General features: G+C 72.5%; 15 protein-coding genes. 10 read left to right on the forward strand and 5 right to left on the reverse strand.

Features of this window, described 5'->3' with window-relative positions:
- Positions 1-202: 202 nt before the first annotated feature.
- The gene (locus tag U8525_RS32460; RefSeq protein ID WP_374270605.1) at positions 203-721 is read right to left on the reverse strand and encodes a pyridoxamine 5'-phosphate oxidase family protein; all 519 of its coding nucleotides are present in this window, start codon (positions 719-721) and stop codon (positions 203-205) included.
- Positions 722-888: 167 nt separating this feature from the next.
- Between U8525_RS32460 and U8525_RS32465 the strand changes: the two genes are divergently transcribed.
- Positions 889-1,383 (forward strand): hypothetical protein, encoded by a 495-nt coding sequence (locus U8525_RS32465; RefSeq protein WP_374270606.1) that lies wholly within the window; start codon positions 889-891, stop codon positions 1,381-1,383.
- Positions 1,384-1,393: 10 nt separating this feature from the next.
- Here U8525_RS32465 and U8525_RS32470 read toward each other — a convergent pair whose 3' ends face one another.
- Positions 1,394-2,215 (reverse strand): aldo/keto reductase, encoded by an 822-nt coding sequence (locus tag U8525_RS32470; protein ID WP_374270607.1) that lies wholly within the window; start codon positions 2,213-2,215, stop codon positions 1,394-1,396.
- 263 nt (positions 2,216-2,478) lie between these two features.
- Between U8525_RS32470 and U8525_RS32475 the strand changes: the two genes are divergently transcribed.
- From U8525_RS32475 to U8525_RS32495, 5 genes are all read left to right on the forward strand, one after another.
- A complete protein-coding gene (locus U8525_RS32475) occupies positions 2,479-3,903 on the forward strand; it encodes a hypothetical protein (protein WP_374270608.1) in 1,425 nt (474 codons plus the stop codon).
- A 33-nt stretch (positions 3,904-3,936) separates the two neighbouring features.
- Complete coding sequence (locus tag U8525_RS32480) at positions 3,937-4,779, forward strand: GIN domain-containing protein (RefSeq protein WP_374270609.1); 843 nt, start codon at positions 3,937-3,939, stop codon at positions 4,777-4,779.
- A 52-nt stretch (positions 4,780-4,831) separates the two neighbouring features.
- Entirely contained in the window at positions 4,832-5,839 is a 1,008-nt protein-coding gene (locus U8525_RS32485) for a zinc-dependent alcohol dehydrogenase family protein (protein WP_374270610.1), read from the forward strand.
- Positions 5,840-5,933: 94 nt separating this feature from the next.
- The gene (locus U8525_RS32490; protein ID WP_374270611.1) at positions 5,934-6,566 is read left to right on the forward strand and encodes a DUF1360 domain-containing protein; all 633 of its coding nucleotides are present in this window, start codon (positions 5,934-5,936) and stop codon (positions 6,564-6,566) included.
- A gap of 58 nt (positions 6,567-6,624) precedes the next feature.
- Positions 6,625-8,049, forward strand: a complete 1,425-nt coding sequence (locus U8525_RS32495; RefSeq protein WP_374270612.1) for a DUF2079 domain-containing protein — start codon at positions 6,625-6,627, stop codon at positions 8,047-8,049.
- A gap of 259 nt (positions 8,050-8,308) precedes the next feature.
- Here the strand turns inward: U8525_RS32495 and U8525_RS32500 are convergent, their stop codons facing one another.
- The gene (locus tag U8525_RS32500; RefSeq protein ID WP_374270613.1) at positions 8,309-8,431 is read right to left on the reverse strand and encodes a hypothetical protein; all 123 of its coding nucleotides are present in this window, start codon (positions 8,429-8,431) and stop codon (positions 8,309-8,311) included.
- A 62-nt stretch (positions 8,432-8,493) separates the two neighbouring features.
- Here U8525_RS32500 and U8525_RS32505 point away from each other — a divergent pair, with 62 nt between their 5' ends.
- A complete protein-coding gene (locus U8525_RS32505) occupies positions 8,494-8,706 on the forward strand; it encodes a hypothetical protein (RefSeq protein ID WP_374270614.1) in 213 nt (70 codons plus the stop codon).
- A gap of 157 nt (positions 8,707-8,863) precedes the next feature.
- Positions 8,864-9,199: an HPF/RaiA family ribosome-associated protein gene (locus tag U8525_RS32510; protein WP_374270615.1), complete on the forward strand. Its 336-nt coding sequence runs from the start codon at positions 8,864-8,866 to the stop codon at positions 9,197-9,199.
- Here U8525_RS32510 and U8525_RS32515 read toward each other — a convergent pair whose 3' ends face one another.
- On the reverse strand, positions 9,200-10,336 hold the full coding sequence (locus U8525_RS32515) for a hypothetical protein (RefSeq protein WP_374270616.1): 1,137 nt from the start codon (positions 10,334-10,336) through the stop codon (positions 9,200-9,202). It abuts the gene before it with no gap.
- On the reverse strand, positions 10,333-11,229 hold the full coding sequence (locus tag U8525_RS32520; RefSeq protein ID WP_374270617.1) for a hypothetical protein: 897 nt from the start codon (positions 11,227-11,229) through the stop codon (positions 10,333-10,335). The genes U8525_RS32515 and U8525_RS32520 overlap by 4 nt, the downstream gene beginning before the upstream one ends.
- 284 nt (positions 11,230-11,513) lie before the next feature.
- On the opposite strand from U8525_RS32520, the gene U8525_RS32525 reads away from it, so the two are divergent.
- Positions 11,514-12,602, forward strand: coding sequence for an aldo/keto reductase (locus tag U8525_RS32525; protein ID WP_374270618.1), 1,089 nt, complete (start codon positions 11,514-11,516; stop codon positions 12,600-12,602).
- A 612-nt stretch (positions 12,603-13,214) separates the two neighbouring features.
- Positions 13,215-14,750, forward strand: coding sequence for an AgmX/PglI C-terminal domain-containing protein (locus U8525_RS32530; protein WP_374270619.1), 1,536 nt, complete (start codon positions 13,215-13,217; stop codon positions 14,748-14,750).
- Positions 14,751-14,871 lie beyond the last annotated feature (121 nt).

The following is a 14,871-nucleotide window of genomic DNA, read 5'->3' on the forward strand; positions in this document are numbered from 1 at the left end:
GCGAACGGCGCTGTCAGAGAAACAGCAACCATGGGACAAAAGTCTCACCCACCACGGCGGGCACCCTCGGAGCGCCTGCCGGGTGGGCCGGGGTGGTACGGTTCTGTGCCTGTCCTGCTTTCACACACACCCTGACACGCGTGTCAGGTTTTGAGAGTGTGGGAACCGCCGGGATTCCGGCGGCCTTCCGCCGGATTCCCGATCAATGGCGCCGGGCCGGTCCCGTGTCGAGCTTCTGGTGGTCGCCCGGGTGGTACCTGTCGCCGGTGAGGACGGCTTTCACGAAGCCGACCAGCTGGACCATCTTGCTGCTGGGCGTGTCCCAGTACTCGGCCTTCTCCACGGAGACGCGCAGGAGGGCGAGGTTCGGATCATCCAGCCCCTGGGGGAACCAGGCCTTGAGGGAGGGGTTCCACAGCTCCCTGGCCCTGGCCTGGTCGTGGATCATCTGGCAGCGGCCGCTGACGGACACGTACCGGTCCCGCGCGGGGTCGGCGTAGGCGAGGTTGACGTGGTGGTCCTTCTGGACCTCGTCCACCTTGTGGGTGTGGTCGTGGGTGAAGAACCACAGCTCCCCGTCGAAGTCCTTGTCGTAGGTCCACATGGGCCGGCTGCGCAGGCTGCCGTCGGTGTCCACGGTCGTCATCATCGCGACCTTGATGCCGTGGATGAGCTTGCCCAGGTGCTCCACCACGTCCTGCGGCGTCTTCGTCGTCGTCATGTGCTCGGCCTCCCTTGGGGGTTGAAGGTAGGCAGCGGCCGGGCAGCGAACACCGGGGGCGCGGGCGGGTCGGCGCCAGGGCAGCCGGGCGTGTGATAGGGGGCGTGCCGGGACCGCCCGCTTGTTTCTTCCCTGGGAACGAGGCGGGCCGGCCGGGAGCGACACGGATGCTGAAGACCGCGTGGAACGAGTGGAGCCTGAAGGCGCTGCAGCTGGAGACGGCGCTCCTGGCGCTGGAGGAGATCGAGCTGCCGGACGCGATGCACGCGCTCCAGGAAGCGGCCCAGCAGAAGCTGCTGGAGCTGGCGCGGGCGTGGCAGCAGACGCGGCCGGCGCGGGAGCCGCGCCAGTGGACGCGCGAGGAGAAGGCGGGGGGCACGCCTCGCGACGAGGAGCTGGCGGATCTGGTGAAGGGCTTCCGCGAGGACGGCAAGGAGTGGACGCTCTACCGGCTCACCAGCGACAAGAAGGAAGTGGTGGAGACGGTGGTGTCGGAGGGGCGCGCGTGCATGGCGGCCGGCGGCGAGTACTACCTGGGCCAGTGGGACGCGGAGGAGGGCGTACTGGAGGTGGGGCGCGACGACGAGGCCGGCGAGCCCGGCACCGGGCTGGTGCTGGAGCCGGGCGGGGAGCTGCGCTACTCGCCCGCCCCCGACCTGTAGGCCGCGCCGCCTACGACTCGAAGAGCTTCACCATCCGCGCGCGCAGCTTCTCGTCGGGGAGCCGCCCGAAGCCCGCCTTCACGTTGTCCTCCAGGTGGGCGGGGTCGGACGTGGCGGGGAGGGGGCAGTTCACCGCGGGGTGGCCGAGGATGAACTTGAGGAAGAACTGGGCCCAGCTGGCGCAGTCGAACTCCGAGGCCCAGTCCGGCAGCGGCCGGCCCTTCATCTTGCGGAAGAGGCTGCCCTTGTCGAAGGGCTCCATCACGAGCACGGCGACGCCGTGCTCCTTCGCCGCGGGCAGGAGGCGCGCCTCCGCGTCGCGCATCGCGAGCGAGTAGGGCAGCTGCACGAAGTCCAGCTTGCTGTCGCGGATGTGCTTCTCCAGGTCGTCGAAGGCGCCGCGCAGGTAGTGGGTGACGCCCACGTAGCGGATCTTCTTCGCGGCCTTCAGCTCGCGCAGCACGGGCAGGTGCACGTCCACGTCCAGCAGGTTGTGCACCTGCATCAGGTCCATGCGGCCGTGGCCCATCTTCTGGAGGGAGGCCTGGAGCTGCGCCGCGCCCTCCGCCTTGCCGCGCGTCCAGACCTTGGTGGCGAGGAACGGCGTCTGCTCCTGGCGGGACCGCGCGAGCAGGTCGCCCACGACAGCCTCGGCGCGGCCGTACATGGGCGAGGAGTCGATGAGGCGCGCGCCCGAGGCGAGGAACCGCTGGAGGACCTCGGCCAGCGGCGCGCGCTCGTTCGCGCCGCCGCCGACGTCGAAGGTCTGCCAGGTGCCCATGCCGATGACGGGCAGGGCTTCGCCGGAGCTGGGGATGGGACGGGTGCGCATGCGGGGACCGGGGGTTGGAGGCGGGGCGGGCGCGGCGAGGGTCGGCGCGAGGGCGGCGCCGAGGCCCGCCACCAGGACCTCGCGGGGGGAAGGGGGGCGGGGGCGGGACGGGCGCATGGGGGGAGCGTAGCGGCCGGGGGCCCCGGACACCGCGCTCCGTGGAGGGGAAGCCGGGCAGGTGACAGTTCTGGACGGCGCCGGTGTTCCCCTCGCCGCGAGGGGCGACGACGCCCTGCTCGAGTCCTCTTGAGGAAGGTCAGGCGATGAAGCGCAAGGTCGCGGTGTGTGTCGGGGTGATGGTCGCGGTGGCGGCGGGAGCGGCCGGCGCCGAGGCGCCGACGGAGGCGGCCCCCGCGGCGGAGCCACGTCCCGCGCCCGTCGCGGAGCCGCCCGCCACGGTCGTCGCGGCTCCGGCCCCGGCGCTGTCCCCCGCGCCCCTGGTGGAAGCCGCGACGGGCGGTGAGCCCGCGCCGGCGCCCGCCACCCCGGAGGCCCGGCAGCGCGCGGACACCGAGGAGATCCACGTCCCGGCGGTGCTGATGGCCCTGCCGCACGTGAGCACCGCGGGCACGGCCACGGAGCGGCTGGTGACCACGTTCGCGCTCGGTGCGCTCGGGACGCACGCGAAGCGGGTGGACGGCGTGGCCATGTCCCTGGGCGCGAACTGGGTGGGCGAGGCGCTGTCCGGCACGCAGCTCACGCTCGGGGCCAACGTGGTGCGGGGCGCCGCGTCCGGCGCGCAGTTCTCCGCGGGCGGCAACATCGTCACGGGCGACCTGCATGGCCTCCAGGCCGCGGTGGGCCTCAACGTGGTGAAGGGCGCGGCGGTGACCGGCCAGTTCTCCGCGGGCGGCAACATCGTGGGCGGCGAGCTGTCCGGCGGCCAGTTCTCCGTGGGCGCGAACATCGCGGGCTCGGGCGGCGTGGGGGGACAGTTCACGGTGGGCGCGAACATCGCGAGCGCGCCGCTCAAGGGCGCGCAGTTCGCGGTGGGCGCCAACATCGCCCCCTCGATGACGGGGCTCCAGGCCTCCACGGGCCTCAACTACGCGGGCCAGATGGAGGGCGCGCAGCTGTCGCTCCTCAACGTGGGCGGGGACGTGTCCGGCGCGCAGGTGGGGCTGGTCAACGTCGCGGGCAAGGTGGAGGGGCTCCAGCTGGGGTTGATCAACGTGGCGCGCGAGTCCCAGGGCGAGGCCCTGGGCCTGCTCAGCTTCATTGGCAACGGCCAGGCGAACTTCCAGCTGTGGGCCAGCGACATCGCGTACACCAACGCCGCGGTGAAGTTCGGCGGCCGGCACTTCCACACGCTGCTGACGCTGGGCTTCAACCCGGGCACGGACACGCACCGCCGCCGCTACGTGGGAGGCGTGGGCCTTGGCGCGCACATCCCTGCGGGGCCATTGTTCTTCGACCTGGATGTCATTGGCAGCGGCGTCCACACGGACAACCTCTTTCGCGATGGCGATGGCCTGAACGTGCTGGGACAGTTGCGGCTGGTGGCGGGCTGGCAGGTGGCGAGGCGGTTCGCGCTCATCGGCGGCGTCACCGGCAACACGCTCGTGACCTGGGACAACGGGGACCGGTGGGAGGAGCTGGGCATCGGGCCCGAGTGGCGGAGCGTCTCCGACGGGGGCCGCACCACCGTGCGCGTGTGGCCGGGCGTCCTGCTGGGCGTGCAGCTCTGACGCGGCATCCGATTCGGGATTCGGGAGGGAACCATGTGGAAGTGCTTGGGAGGGGTTGCGCTCGCGGTGGGGCTGCTGTCCGGCTGCTACTTCACCGACGAGCTGCAGGGCGACGGCAACACCGTCACGGAGTCGCGCGTGACCACCGACTTCACCACCGTGGAGAACCGGGGCTCGCTGGAGGTGGTGGTGCGCGAGGGCGAGGTGCCGGACGTGAAGGTCACGCTGGATGAGAACCTCCAGCACCGCGTGCGCACCTTCGTGTCGGAGGGCGACACGCTCGTCATCGAGACGGACGGCGCGTTCGCGCCCCAGGGCGCGGCGCGGGTGGAGGTCCGCGTGCCGCGCATGGTGGGCGCGACGCAGGATGGCTCCGGCTCCCTGCGCGTGGAGGGCTTCGAGCACGTGAAGGAGGACGTGAAGCTGCTGGCGAAGGGCTCCGGCTCGCTGAGCTTCTGCGGCGGGGTGCGCACCCTGGAGGCGAAGCTCAGCGGCTCCGGGAGCATGGAGCTGTGCGCGGCCGGCGAGGGCCTGGCCGAGTGGGTGGACCTGTCGCAGACCGGCTCCGGGCGCCTGAAGTGGGCGGGCTCCGCGAAGCAGGTGCGCGCCCTCACGGACGGCTCCGGCTTCACGACGCTCACGGGCACCGCCAACCGGCTCGACGCCTGGCTGGACGGCAGCGGTGGCATCGGCGCCTCGGGCCTGCGGGCCGTGGACGTGCGCATCACGTCGCGGGGCTCGGGGGCGGTCTCCTCGTACGTGGACGGGGGCGGGGCGGTCGTCACGGTCGACTCGTCCGGGAGCGTGGACCTGTATGGCCACGCGCAGTCGACCCAGGTGCGGGTCAACGGCAGCGGTCGGGTCAACTGGCACTGACTAGCTTGTCCTCGACACCCGCGAAGGGCGCGGGTGGGGAGGCAGGCGGGCCATGGCAGGGACCATGCGGGCGATGGTGCTCCACGCACCCGGACAGCGCTTGCGGCAGGAGGAGCGCCCCATCCCGGAGCCCGGGCCGGAGCAGGTGCTGTTGAGGGTGCGCGCCTGCGCGGTGTGCCGCACCGACCTGCACGTGGTGGACGGGGAGCTGACGCGCCCGAAGCTGCCGCTGGTGCCGGGCCATGAGATCGTGGCCACGGTGGTGGAGGCGGGCGCGCGGGTGGAGGGCCTTGCGCCCGGGATGCGGGTGGGCGTGCCGTGGCTGGGGTGGAGCTGCGGGCGGTGCCGCTTCTGCCGCTCCGGCCGGGAGAACCTCTGCGACACGGCGCGCTTCACCGGCTACGACATCGACGGTGGCTTCGCGGAGTACACCGTCGCGGACGCGCGCTTCTGCTTCCCCCTGCCTGCCGCGTACAGCGACACGGAGGCCGCGCCGTTGATGTGCGCGGGGCTCATCGGCTTTCGCAGCCTGCGCATGGCGGGCGAGGGAGCGAGGCTGGGGCTGTATGGCTTTGGCGCCGCCGCGCACATCCTCATCCAGGTGGCCCGCTACCAGGAGCGCCGCGTGTATGCCTTCACGCGCGAGGGCGACGCGGAGGGGCAGGCGTTCGCGAGAGCGCTGGGCGCGGTGTGGGCGGGAGGCTCGGACACGCTGCCGCCGGAGCCGCTGGAAGCGGCCATCCTCTTCGCCCCCGTGGGGGCGCTGGTGCCCGCCGCGCTGAAGGCCGTGGACAAGGGCGGCGTGGTGGTGTGCGGCGGCATCCACATGAGTGACATCCCATCCTTCCCCTACTCGCTCCTGTGGGAGGAGCGGGTGGTGCGCTCGGTGGCGAACCTCACGCGCGAGGACGCGACGGACTTCCTGGCGCTCGCGCCGCGCGTGCCCGTGCGCACGGAGGTGCGGGTGTTTCCCCTGTCCGCCGCGAACGAGGCGCTCCAGGCCCTGCGCGAAGGCCGCGTGCGAGGGGCCGCGGTCCTGGACATGACGGCGGCGGAGTAGGGCCGCGCCGGAGCGAGTGCCCGCGCGCCTGGCTGCCCGGATGCTCGGGGCCGGGGGAGTGCACACCTTTCGCGGCACGGAGGCTGCGCACCCCATGAGAGCGCTCGAGGCAACGCGACCGTTCGCTGGCTACGACTCGGAACACCACCCGCTGGGCTCGTACGCGGCGCTCATCGGGACGTTCAGCACGTCGCTGCTCGGCTTCCTGGGGTGGATGCGTGTCTCGGGGAGGCGGCTGCCGGAGCGCCCGGGCTGGAAGGACCTGGTGCTGTTCGGCGTCGCGACGCATGCGGTGACCCGGCTGGTGGCCCTGGACCGGGTCTTCGGCGTGCTGCGAGCCCCCTTCACGCGCTACGCGTCCGACAGCACCGCGGGCGAGGTGGTGGAGACCGCGCGGGGCGAAGGTCCCCGGCGCGCGCTGGGCGAGCTGCTGGACTGCCCCTTCTGCCTGACGCCGTGGGTGGCCTCGGGCTTCATGGTGGCGTCGGCGGTGCGCCCGCGCGAGACGCGCTTCGTGGCCTCCATCTTCGCGCTCAGCGCGGCGTCCTTCTTCCTGCACCGGACCTACGAGTGGGTGGGCGAAGGGCTGCACCGCGCCCGTGCGCAGGCGGCGCTCCTGGACAAGCAGCAGAAGGAGGAGTCCGACGCCGACGCGAACGTGCGACTCCCCGGCCGAGGACCGCAGGTCGTGGAGCCGGGCCGGGCCCCCATCCCGTCCCCGAGCTGAGCGCCGCTGAACCCATCGCCTCCCCGGCGGAAGCGCGCTACAAGGCCGCGCGTCCGCGATGACCGTCCCCTCCGAGTCCCGACAGCGCTGGTGGAGCCTGCTCGTGCTGCCGGGCCTGGTGCTGCTGTGGCTGGGCGTGGTCGTGGCGCCGGTGTGGCTCCAGGCCGCGCGCCTGTGCTTCGCGAGCTATGACCTGGGCATCTACACCCAGGCGCTGGCGCGGCTGTCCTTCCAGGAGCCGAACCCCTGGCTCAGCGTCCGGCAGGTCCACGTGTTCGCGGACCACTTCGACCCGGTGCTGTGGCTGGCCCGGCCGCTCGTCGCGGTGCTGCCCGCGAAGTGGGCGGGGCTCGTGGCGGAGGCGGCCTTCGTCCTGCTGTCGCTCGCGCCGCTCGTGTGGCTCCAGGCGCGAGGGCTGTTGGACCGGGCCTCCACCGCGCTCCTGGCCGCGCTGCTGCTGTTCAACCCCGGGACGACGGCCGCGCTCACCTTCCCCATCCACCCCACCACGTGGGCCATGCTGCCGTGGACGTGGCTCGCGGTGGCGTATGGCCTCAAGCGCACGGGGTGGATGCTGGCCGCGCTGGTGCTGCTGTTCGCGTGCAAGGAGGAGTTCCCCTTCGTGGGCCTGGTGCTCGCCGGAGGGCTGTGGCTGCGCGGCGAGCGCCGGGCCGCGCTGGCGGTCTTCGCGCTGTCGGCGGCGTGGCTCGCGTTCGTGTTCGTGGGGCGCGCGGGGTGGCTGGGGCAGACGGTGGACTACCGCTCGCGGCTGCTGCCGGAGCCGGGGCAGGGCTGGGGCGCGTACCTGCGCGAGCGGCTGGGCGGGAAGCAGCTCTCGCGCATTGGCACGTTGCTGGCGGCCTTCCTGCCCCTGGGCATCTGGGCGTGGCGCCGCAAGTGGCGGCCGGATCCGCTGTGGCTGGCGCTGCTGCTGCCCATGCTGGCCATCCGCTTCACGGGCATGGCGTGGCGGTTCCAGTACGGCGCGCCGCTGATGGCCGCGGTCGTCATGGTCTTCCTGCCGCTCCTGCGGCAGCACCGCCCACCGGCCTGGGTGCTGGTCGCGACCGGCCTCCTGCTCTACACGACCAACGACAACACCGTGCGCGCCGCGGGGCGCACCCTCTTCACGCCAGCGGTCTTCCCCGCGCACTGTCCGGCCACGGCCCCTCGCCTCGCGAGCGTCCGGCGCGCGCTGGACGTCCTCGCCGAGAACCCCGGGGGGAGGGTGCTGCTGGAGGGCAACCTCGTCGCGGAGGCAGGGGCGCGGGACGACGTCTTCGCGGTGGGCGGGCCCCAGCCCGACGACCTCGTCTACGACCTGGTGCTGGTGGAGAAGCCCCCCGCCGGCAGCGTCTGGCCGCTGCCCGCCGGACGCATGGAGGCGCTCATCGACGAGTGGCGCTCGGGGCCGGGCACGCAGGTGCTCGTCGACGACGCGCACGTCTTCTTCGCGCGCGGCCGCTTCACCGTGAGTCGCTGAGCCTCGTGTCTGGCAATGGCGGGAGGGGCCGCGCCGTAATCCGGGCATGCACCTCTTCCTCCTCGTGGGAGGCCTGCTGACGGCGGCCCCTTCCCCCTACCTGGACCCGCGGAGCACCGGGGCCGCGTACTGCTACGATCCGGCGAGCCCCGTGCTGCACGAGGCCTTCCGCCGCCCGAAGCCCACCCCCCGCCACGCGCGTGGACAGCGCCGCGCTGGCGGAGGACGTGCGCTTCCTGCACCAGCTCCTGCGCACCACCTACTCCGGCTGGCCGGAGCTGCTCGCGCACCGCACGTTCGATCCGGATGCCTTCTTCCAGGACTGGGGCGCGAAGGTGGCCGCGTCCGGGCCCACCGTGTCCTTCCAGGACGGCCTGCTCACCCCCACCATCGCCGTCCGAGAGCGGCGCGTACGCCCTGCACCGCGCCACCGGAGCGCCGCTGGTGGGGGAGCGGACGGGCGGCTTCCTCACCTACGGCAACGCGCCGAGCTTCGTCCTGCCGCGCACCGGGTTCGCCTGGGTGGTGCCCACCAAGCGCAACTACTTCGACGCACCCGTGGAAGGCGTAGGACACGCGGTGCAGGTGTACCTGGACGCGGAGGACCTCGGGCGTCCAGTAGCGGAGCTGCTGCCTCGCTTGCGCAAACTGCCATGAGTCAACGTGCCCCATGCACCGGGGCGCGTGTCCCGTCATGCCCCGCGGAAATGGCGCCGTTATAGGTATCCCGGTGGGTCCCAGGGGTTGGCAGGGCCCATGCAATGCCTTGAATCCACACCGGCTCCAGAGCACGGAGCCCTACCCGAGGCGGACGATGAAGCGCGCACTGCGAATCACCTACCGGGGCATGGAGACGAGCGACACCCTCAATGAGCACATCCGCGACCAGGCGGACAAGCTGGAGCAGTTCTACGACGGCATCACCGGCTGCAACGTGGTGGTGGAGGAGCCGCACCGCCACCACGCGCAGGGCCACCGCTTCCACGTGCGCGTGGAGCTGCACGTGCCGGGCAGGGACATCGTCGCGGACCGCGAGCCGGTGGAGCTCGCGACCCACGCGGATGCCTACCAGGCCGTCACCGATGCCTTCGAGGCCGCGCGGCGCCAGCTCCAGCACCACGCGGACCGCCAGCACGCGCACCACCGCTAGTCATTGCAGGCTGACCGTGGTGCGCAGGAGCGCCAGGTACGACCAGTGGCGCGTGGGCATCTCCACGGGCGGCGTGTCGTAGTGGTTCACGTAGCCCGCGACGCCGAAGCCGAGGAAGCGCGTGGTCCACCAGTGGAACGCCAGCGCGCCGCCCGTGGCGCCTCCGGGCTCCACGTCCGGCGCGCCCCGGCCCAGCCACAGCCGCTCCACGCGCGCGGCCACCTCCAGTGAGCCGGAGGGGATGCCCTCCGAGCCCACGCCCGCGAGCGCCTCGGGCCACCGCGCCCCTTCGCGCGGCTTGCCCCGGATGACCCAGGACGCCTCCACGCCCAGGCCCTGGCTGCTCATCGTGGGCAGGGACTCGCGCGGCGTGGCCGGGTTGCCATCCGTGTCGCGCGAGCGGTGCTCCCACGCGGCGGCGGCCTGCACGTCCACGCGCACCGGCCCCGCGTCCACCCGCCCGTGCGCCTCTGTCACGGTGCGGTAGCCGGACACCGGAGGCGGCCGGTAGAAGAGGAAGTTCTGTTCCCCCCGCCCGCCGATGCCGGGCCGGTCGAAGGCGTCCTCCACGTGCGCGCCCGCGCCCACGCGGACTCCGGAGTGGCGCACGTCCAGGCGCACGTCCACGGAGGGCTGGGCGTTGTCGTTGCCCAGCGGGCTGCCGGAGCCATTGCCCAGCCGCAGCCAGCCCTCCAGCGGAAGCGACGCGGGCGTCCACTGCACCTCCGCGCCCAGGTCGCGGCGGGGCCAGAACGCCGTGGTCACCAGCGGCAGCTCCGGGATGGGCAGCGTCTCGATGCTCTGGTCTCTCGCGGCGGGGAACAGCGGCGTCTTCGCGTAGCCCACGGAGAAGCGCAGCCCGTCGATGACGAGGAAGTCCACGTACGCGTCCAGCAGCGCGGGCTTCTCCTGCGCCCACTCCGCCGTGCCCACGGCCACCAGCCAGGGCACGGGTTGGCCCCGGCCTCCCAGGCGCAGGCGCGCCAGGTTGAAGCCGTTGTGGCCTTCGATGTCGTCCGCGTGGACGCGGTAGTCCACCTCCCCCACGAAGGTGGGGGTGAAGCGCGGGGAGTCCTCCTGCGCCAGGGCGGTTCCCGAGGCGAGCAGGGCCAGTGTGAGGAGGGGGGCGGACTTCATTCGAGCGGGATGATGCGCAGGGTGTGGTTCGTGCCGTCTTCCGGGGTGCCGTCATGGTCGGCGATGAAGAGGCGCTTGTTCTTCGCGTCGTAGGCCAGGCCGTGCGGCTCCTGGAAGCCGCCGGCCAGCACGCTGACCTCGCCCGTCTGGCGGATGCTCAGCACGGTGCCGTCGCGGCTGCCGGTGAGCAGCGTGTCGCTGGGGCCCACGGCCAGCAGGTCCGGGCTGTTCAGCGTGGCGAAGGCCACCAGCTGCGACGGCGCGGACAGCGGCGAGCGGTACACCTTGCCCGCGAGCTGGTCGCTGATGAACAGCGTGTCCTTCACCGCGAGCACGCCCACGGGCTTCTGGAGCGCGCCCACCACCTCCTCCTCGGTGCCCTCCAGCGTGAGGCGGGCCACGCTGCCCACGTTCACGTTGTTGTTGCGCACGAAGTATCCGTCGTAGAGCTGCCCGTCCTCGGTGACGGTGATGCCGATGCGGCGGCGCACCGCGGGCAGGTTGGGGATGACGGCGGACGTGCCATCCGGCTTGACGTAGACGACGTCACCCGCGGTGCCGCCGCCGAAGCGCACCACCACCAGCGTGCCGTCCGACAGCCGCACGAGCCCGCCCAGGCCCGGGCCGTTCGCGGGCGCCGTGGGCAGGTCCGCCACCTTCGAGATGCCCTCGCCGTCGCGGTAGCGCAGCACGCGGTTGTTCTGGTCGTCGGCCATGTAGAGGGTCGCGCTCTCCGCGTCCCACCAGATGCCGTTGGGGTCGCCGTCCACGGCGAGGGTCTTGGGGCCGCGCTCGACGGTGGGGGAGTCCGGGGGATCGGTCACTTCGGGGGACGACGAGCAACCCACCGCGGCCAGCGTCATGCCCAGGAGGGCAGGGAAGAGGATTCGCATGGGACACCCTCTATCCCAGGAGGGCAGGCCGGGGAATCCAGGCGCCGGACATGGACCTGGCTCCCAGGGGCGGCGGCCGTCGGCGCGAGCGCCGCGGTGGGGCGCGTCTGACGCGCCGGGCCGGAGCGCCGGGCCACGCGGATGTCCTCCGGTGGGCGGATGCGCGCCCGTGCCTGTCTGACGTTGGACGTCCGGGCGCCACGGTGGTTGGCGCGGTGGAGGCGTCTGGGATTGGCTCCGCGCGCGTCTCCGGTCGTGCCATCCCTTCCGCGGGAGTCCAGTCCATGTCGCTCGACCACTACGTCACCCTGGGCCGTTCTGGCCTGCGCGTCAGCCCCCTCTGTCTGGGCGCCATGACGTTCGGCGAGGACCTGGGCTGGGGCAGCAGCGTGGAGACGTCCAACGCCATCATGGACCGCTTCCTGGAGCGGGGCGGCAACTTCATCGACACGGCGAACAACTACACGTTCGGGCACTCGGAGAAGATCATCGGGGACCACCTCGGGCGGCACCCGGCGAAGCGGGACCGGGTGGTCATCGCGACCAAGTTCTTCACCAACATGTTCGAGAAGGACCCGAACGGCGGTGGCACGGGCCGCAAGTCGGTGATGGCGGCGTGCGATGAGTCGCTGCGCCGGCTCCAGACGGACTACATCGACCTGTACTGGATGCACGTCTGGGACGCGAACACGCCCATCGAGGAGACGATGCGGGCGCTGGACGACCTGGTGCGCGCGGGCAAGGTCCGCTACGTGGGCTTCTCCGACACCCCCGCCTGGAAGGTGTCGCAGGCGCAGGTCACGGCCTTCTTCCGGGGCTGGGCGCCGCTGGTGGCGTTGCAGATCGAGTACTCGCTGCTGGAGCGCACGGTGGAGGGCGAGCTCATCCCGATGGCGCGGGAGCTGGGGATGGGGGTGACGCCGTGGTCGCCGCTGCGCAGCGGGCTGCTGAGCGGCAAGTACACGCGGGAGAACGCGGGCAAGCAGAAGGTGGCCCGGGGCGCGTGGGTGGAGGCGTCGCTCAACGAGAAGACCTACAGGCTCATCGACGTGCTCCAGCGCGTGGCGAAGGAGCACGACACCACGGTCGCGCGCGTGGCGCTGGCCTGGGTGCGGGGCCGGCCGGGCGTGGCCTCCACCATCGTGGGCGCGCGCACGCTGGAGCAACTGGACAACAACCTGGGCGCGCTGGACGTGAAGCTCACGCCGGAGCAGGTGAAGGCGCTGGATGACGAGTCCAAGCCCACGCTCAACTTCCCGGCGGCCCTCCTCCAGGGCGCGCCCTCCTTCATGCACCCGGGCCTGCGCGTGAACGGGGTCCAGGCCCCGCCGGGCAACCTGATGACGCCCAAGGCGGGCACCCCGCGGTACTGAGGAGGCCAGGGGCCATTCGGACGGGCGGGGCGCGCCGTGTCGGGGCGTCCCGTATGAGATGTCCAGAACGTATGTTTCTCGCGGCAGAGCTCCCGCCGGTGGCCCAGCTCGACGGGCAACGCCACGAGGCGGCCGTCCTCGAACAGGCCGACGACGCGGTAGTCACCAACGCGGATCCGCGGGCAGTCGCTGCCCTTGAGCTTCTCCGCGCCCATGGGCCGGGGCTCCGTGGCGAGTGCGTCGCTCCGCTTCGCGATGCGGCGCTGATGGACCGGATCCACCGCAGAGAGCTGCTTCGCGGCGGCCTGGAGGAGCTCGACCGCATCGGTGGCGGTGGGCCTGGCGCTCATGCGGTGCCGGTGGGCCCCGAGGGTCTACCTCCCCCTCCTGACATGGCAGGTTGGCAGTGGAAAGCCGGACCCTGTCGGCACACAGGCGTACAGGGTGGAGTGCGAGACCTTACGTTTCGGGCCTCGGTCGCGGGCAAATGACCGCTGGAGCGTTCACGGCAGGACGCTCGCGGTGGCGCGAACGGGGAGCGTCCCTAACATCGGCCCCCTGGCAGTGAGCGGTGGTCGGCGGTCTGGCGCGGTACGGGCGGCGGGAGGCGGCGTGAGCGAGCTACTGACAGGGGATGTGTCTTCGCGGGCGCAGGTGTGCGGTTCGGACTTCTCCCGCGACCCCGAGTCCTTCGAAGCGGAGCTGGATGCGTGCCTGGATCGCGCGCTCGCCTTCGAGACCCCGGACGAAGAGGACCTCGTGCCGGAGTCCTTCGCGACCGGCCCGCTGCGGACGCTGCTCGACCTGGCCTCCACCGAGGAGTCCTGGCTCCAGTCGCTGCCACCGTCCTCCAACGACAACGTGGAGCCCGCGCTCACGCTGTCCGCCGAGGCCGCGAACATCGTCATCCCGGAGTGGCTGCGCGCGGACGAGGCCCCGCCCGAAGCCCCGGCGGAGACCTCCTGTGGCGCCGTGACGTCCTGGGACGCCGCGCCGCCGCCCGCCTGGGCCACGCCGGGTTCCCCGGCCGCGGCCTACGCGCAGCAGCCGTGGATGCCGTACGCCCCCGTGGCGCCCGAGCCTCCGCCCGCCATCGCGGATGCGTCCACGCGCATCCTCGGCCTGAGCCCCATGTCCTTCGTCAGCGCCGTGGCGATGGGCGCGCTCGCCGCGGGCCTCCTCGTCGTCGCGGGCCTGCGGCTCACGTCGAAGGAGGAGACTCGGCCCGCGCCTCACGCGCAGGTCGTGGCCGCGCAGGCCGGCGCTCCGGGCACGCAGGGCTTCGCGGCGGCGCGGCCGGGCACGCTGGCCACGCAAGCCGCGGCTCCAGGCTCCGTGGTCGCGGACCCCGCCGCCCTGGCCTCCTCCAGCGCCCCAGCCACTCCGGACCTCCCGACGTCCATCGCGGACGGCGTGACCACTCCCTCCTTGATGGACGCACAGCGCGCCGCGCAGGCCCTCACGCCGGACACGCCTGTCCTCGCGGGCCCCGCGAGCGCGGGCCTGACCACCGGCCTGCACACGCTGGCCCCGGAGCCCGCTGCGTCCACGCAGCCCGCGCCGGTGACGAAGAAGCAGGCCCTCGTGGCCCCGCGCGCGTCCACGCTCGAAGCGCCCGAGGACTCCGGCGAGGTCCACGAGCTGTCCTTCGGGGGCGAGATCTCCGAGGAGGAGCTGGCCCGGGCCCGTCAGGCCGCCGAAGCCGAGGCCGAGGAGGCCGCGCAGCCCGAGTCCGAGCTCGACGAGGACTTCGCCCGCGAGCTGGGCTTCACCGACGACGCGGAGGGCCCCGGAGCCGCCCCCAAGCAGGCCCAGCCGGAGAAGACCGTCTACATCCCGCCCGCCCCGACCTCCGAGCGCGAGAACCTCACGCCCGGAGACATCACCAACGTCGTCGTCACGAACCAGCCCGCCATCGCCGCCTGCGTCCAGAACTTCAAGACCGGCACCGCGCTGGAGAACGGCGGCCGCTTCCAGGTGCGCTGGTCCGTGGACACCACCGGCGCCGTGTCCGGCGTCGCCATGGAGACCGAGGCCCTCAAGGGCTCCCCGCTCGCCGGCTGCATCGAGGACCAGGTGCGCGGCTGGAAGTTCCCGGTGCATCGCGTCGCGATGAACGCCCCCGTGCACTTCCCCTTCGTCTTCTAGGGCGTGTCCGCAAATAAATCGAGCGCAGCCGGGTGTTAGAAGGGCATGAGCCGAGGAGAACTGACAGACGCGCAATGGGAGCGGTTGGCCGGACTGCTGCCGCCCCAGAAACCCGCGCGGG

It is taken from the genome of Corallococcus sp. RDP092CA (genome assembly GCF_041903675.1).
GTDB lineage: Bacteria > Myxococcota > Myxococcia > Myxococcales > Myxococcaceae > Corallococcus.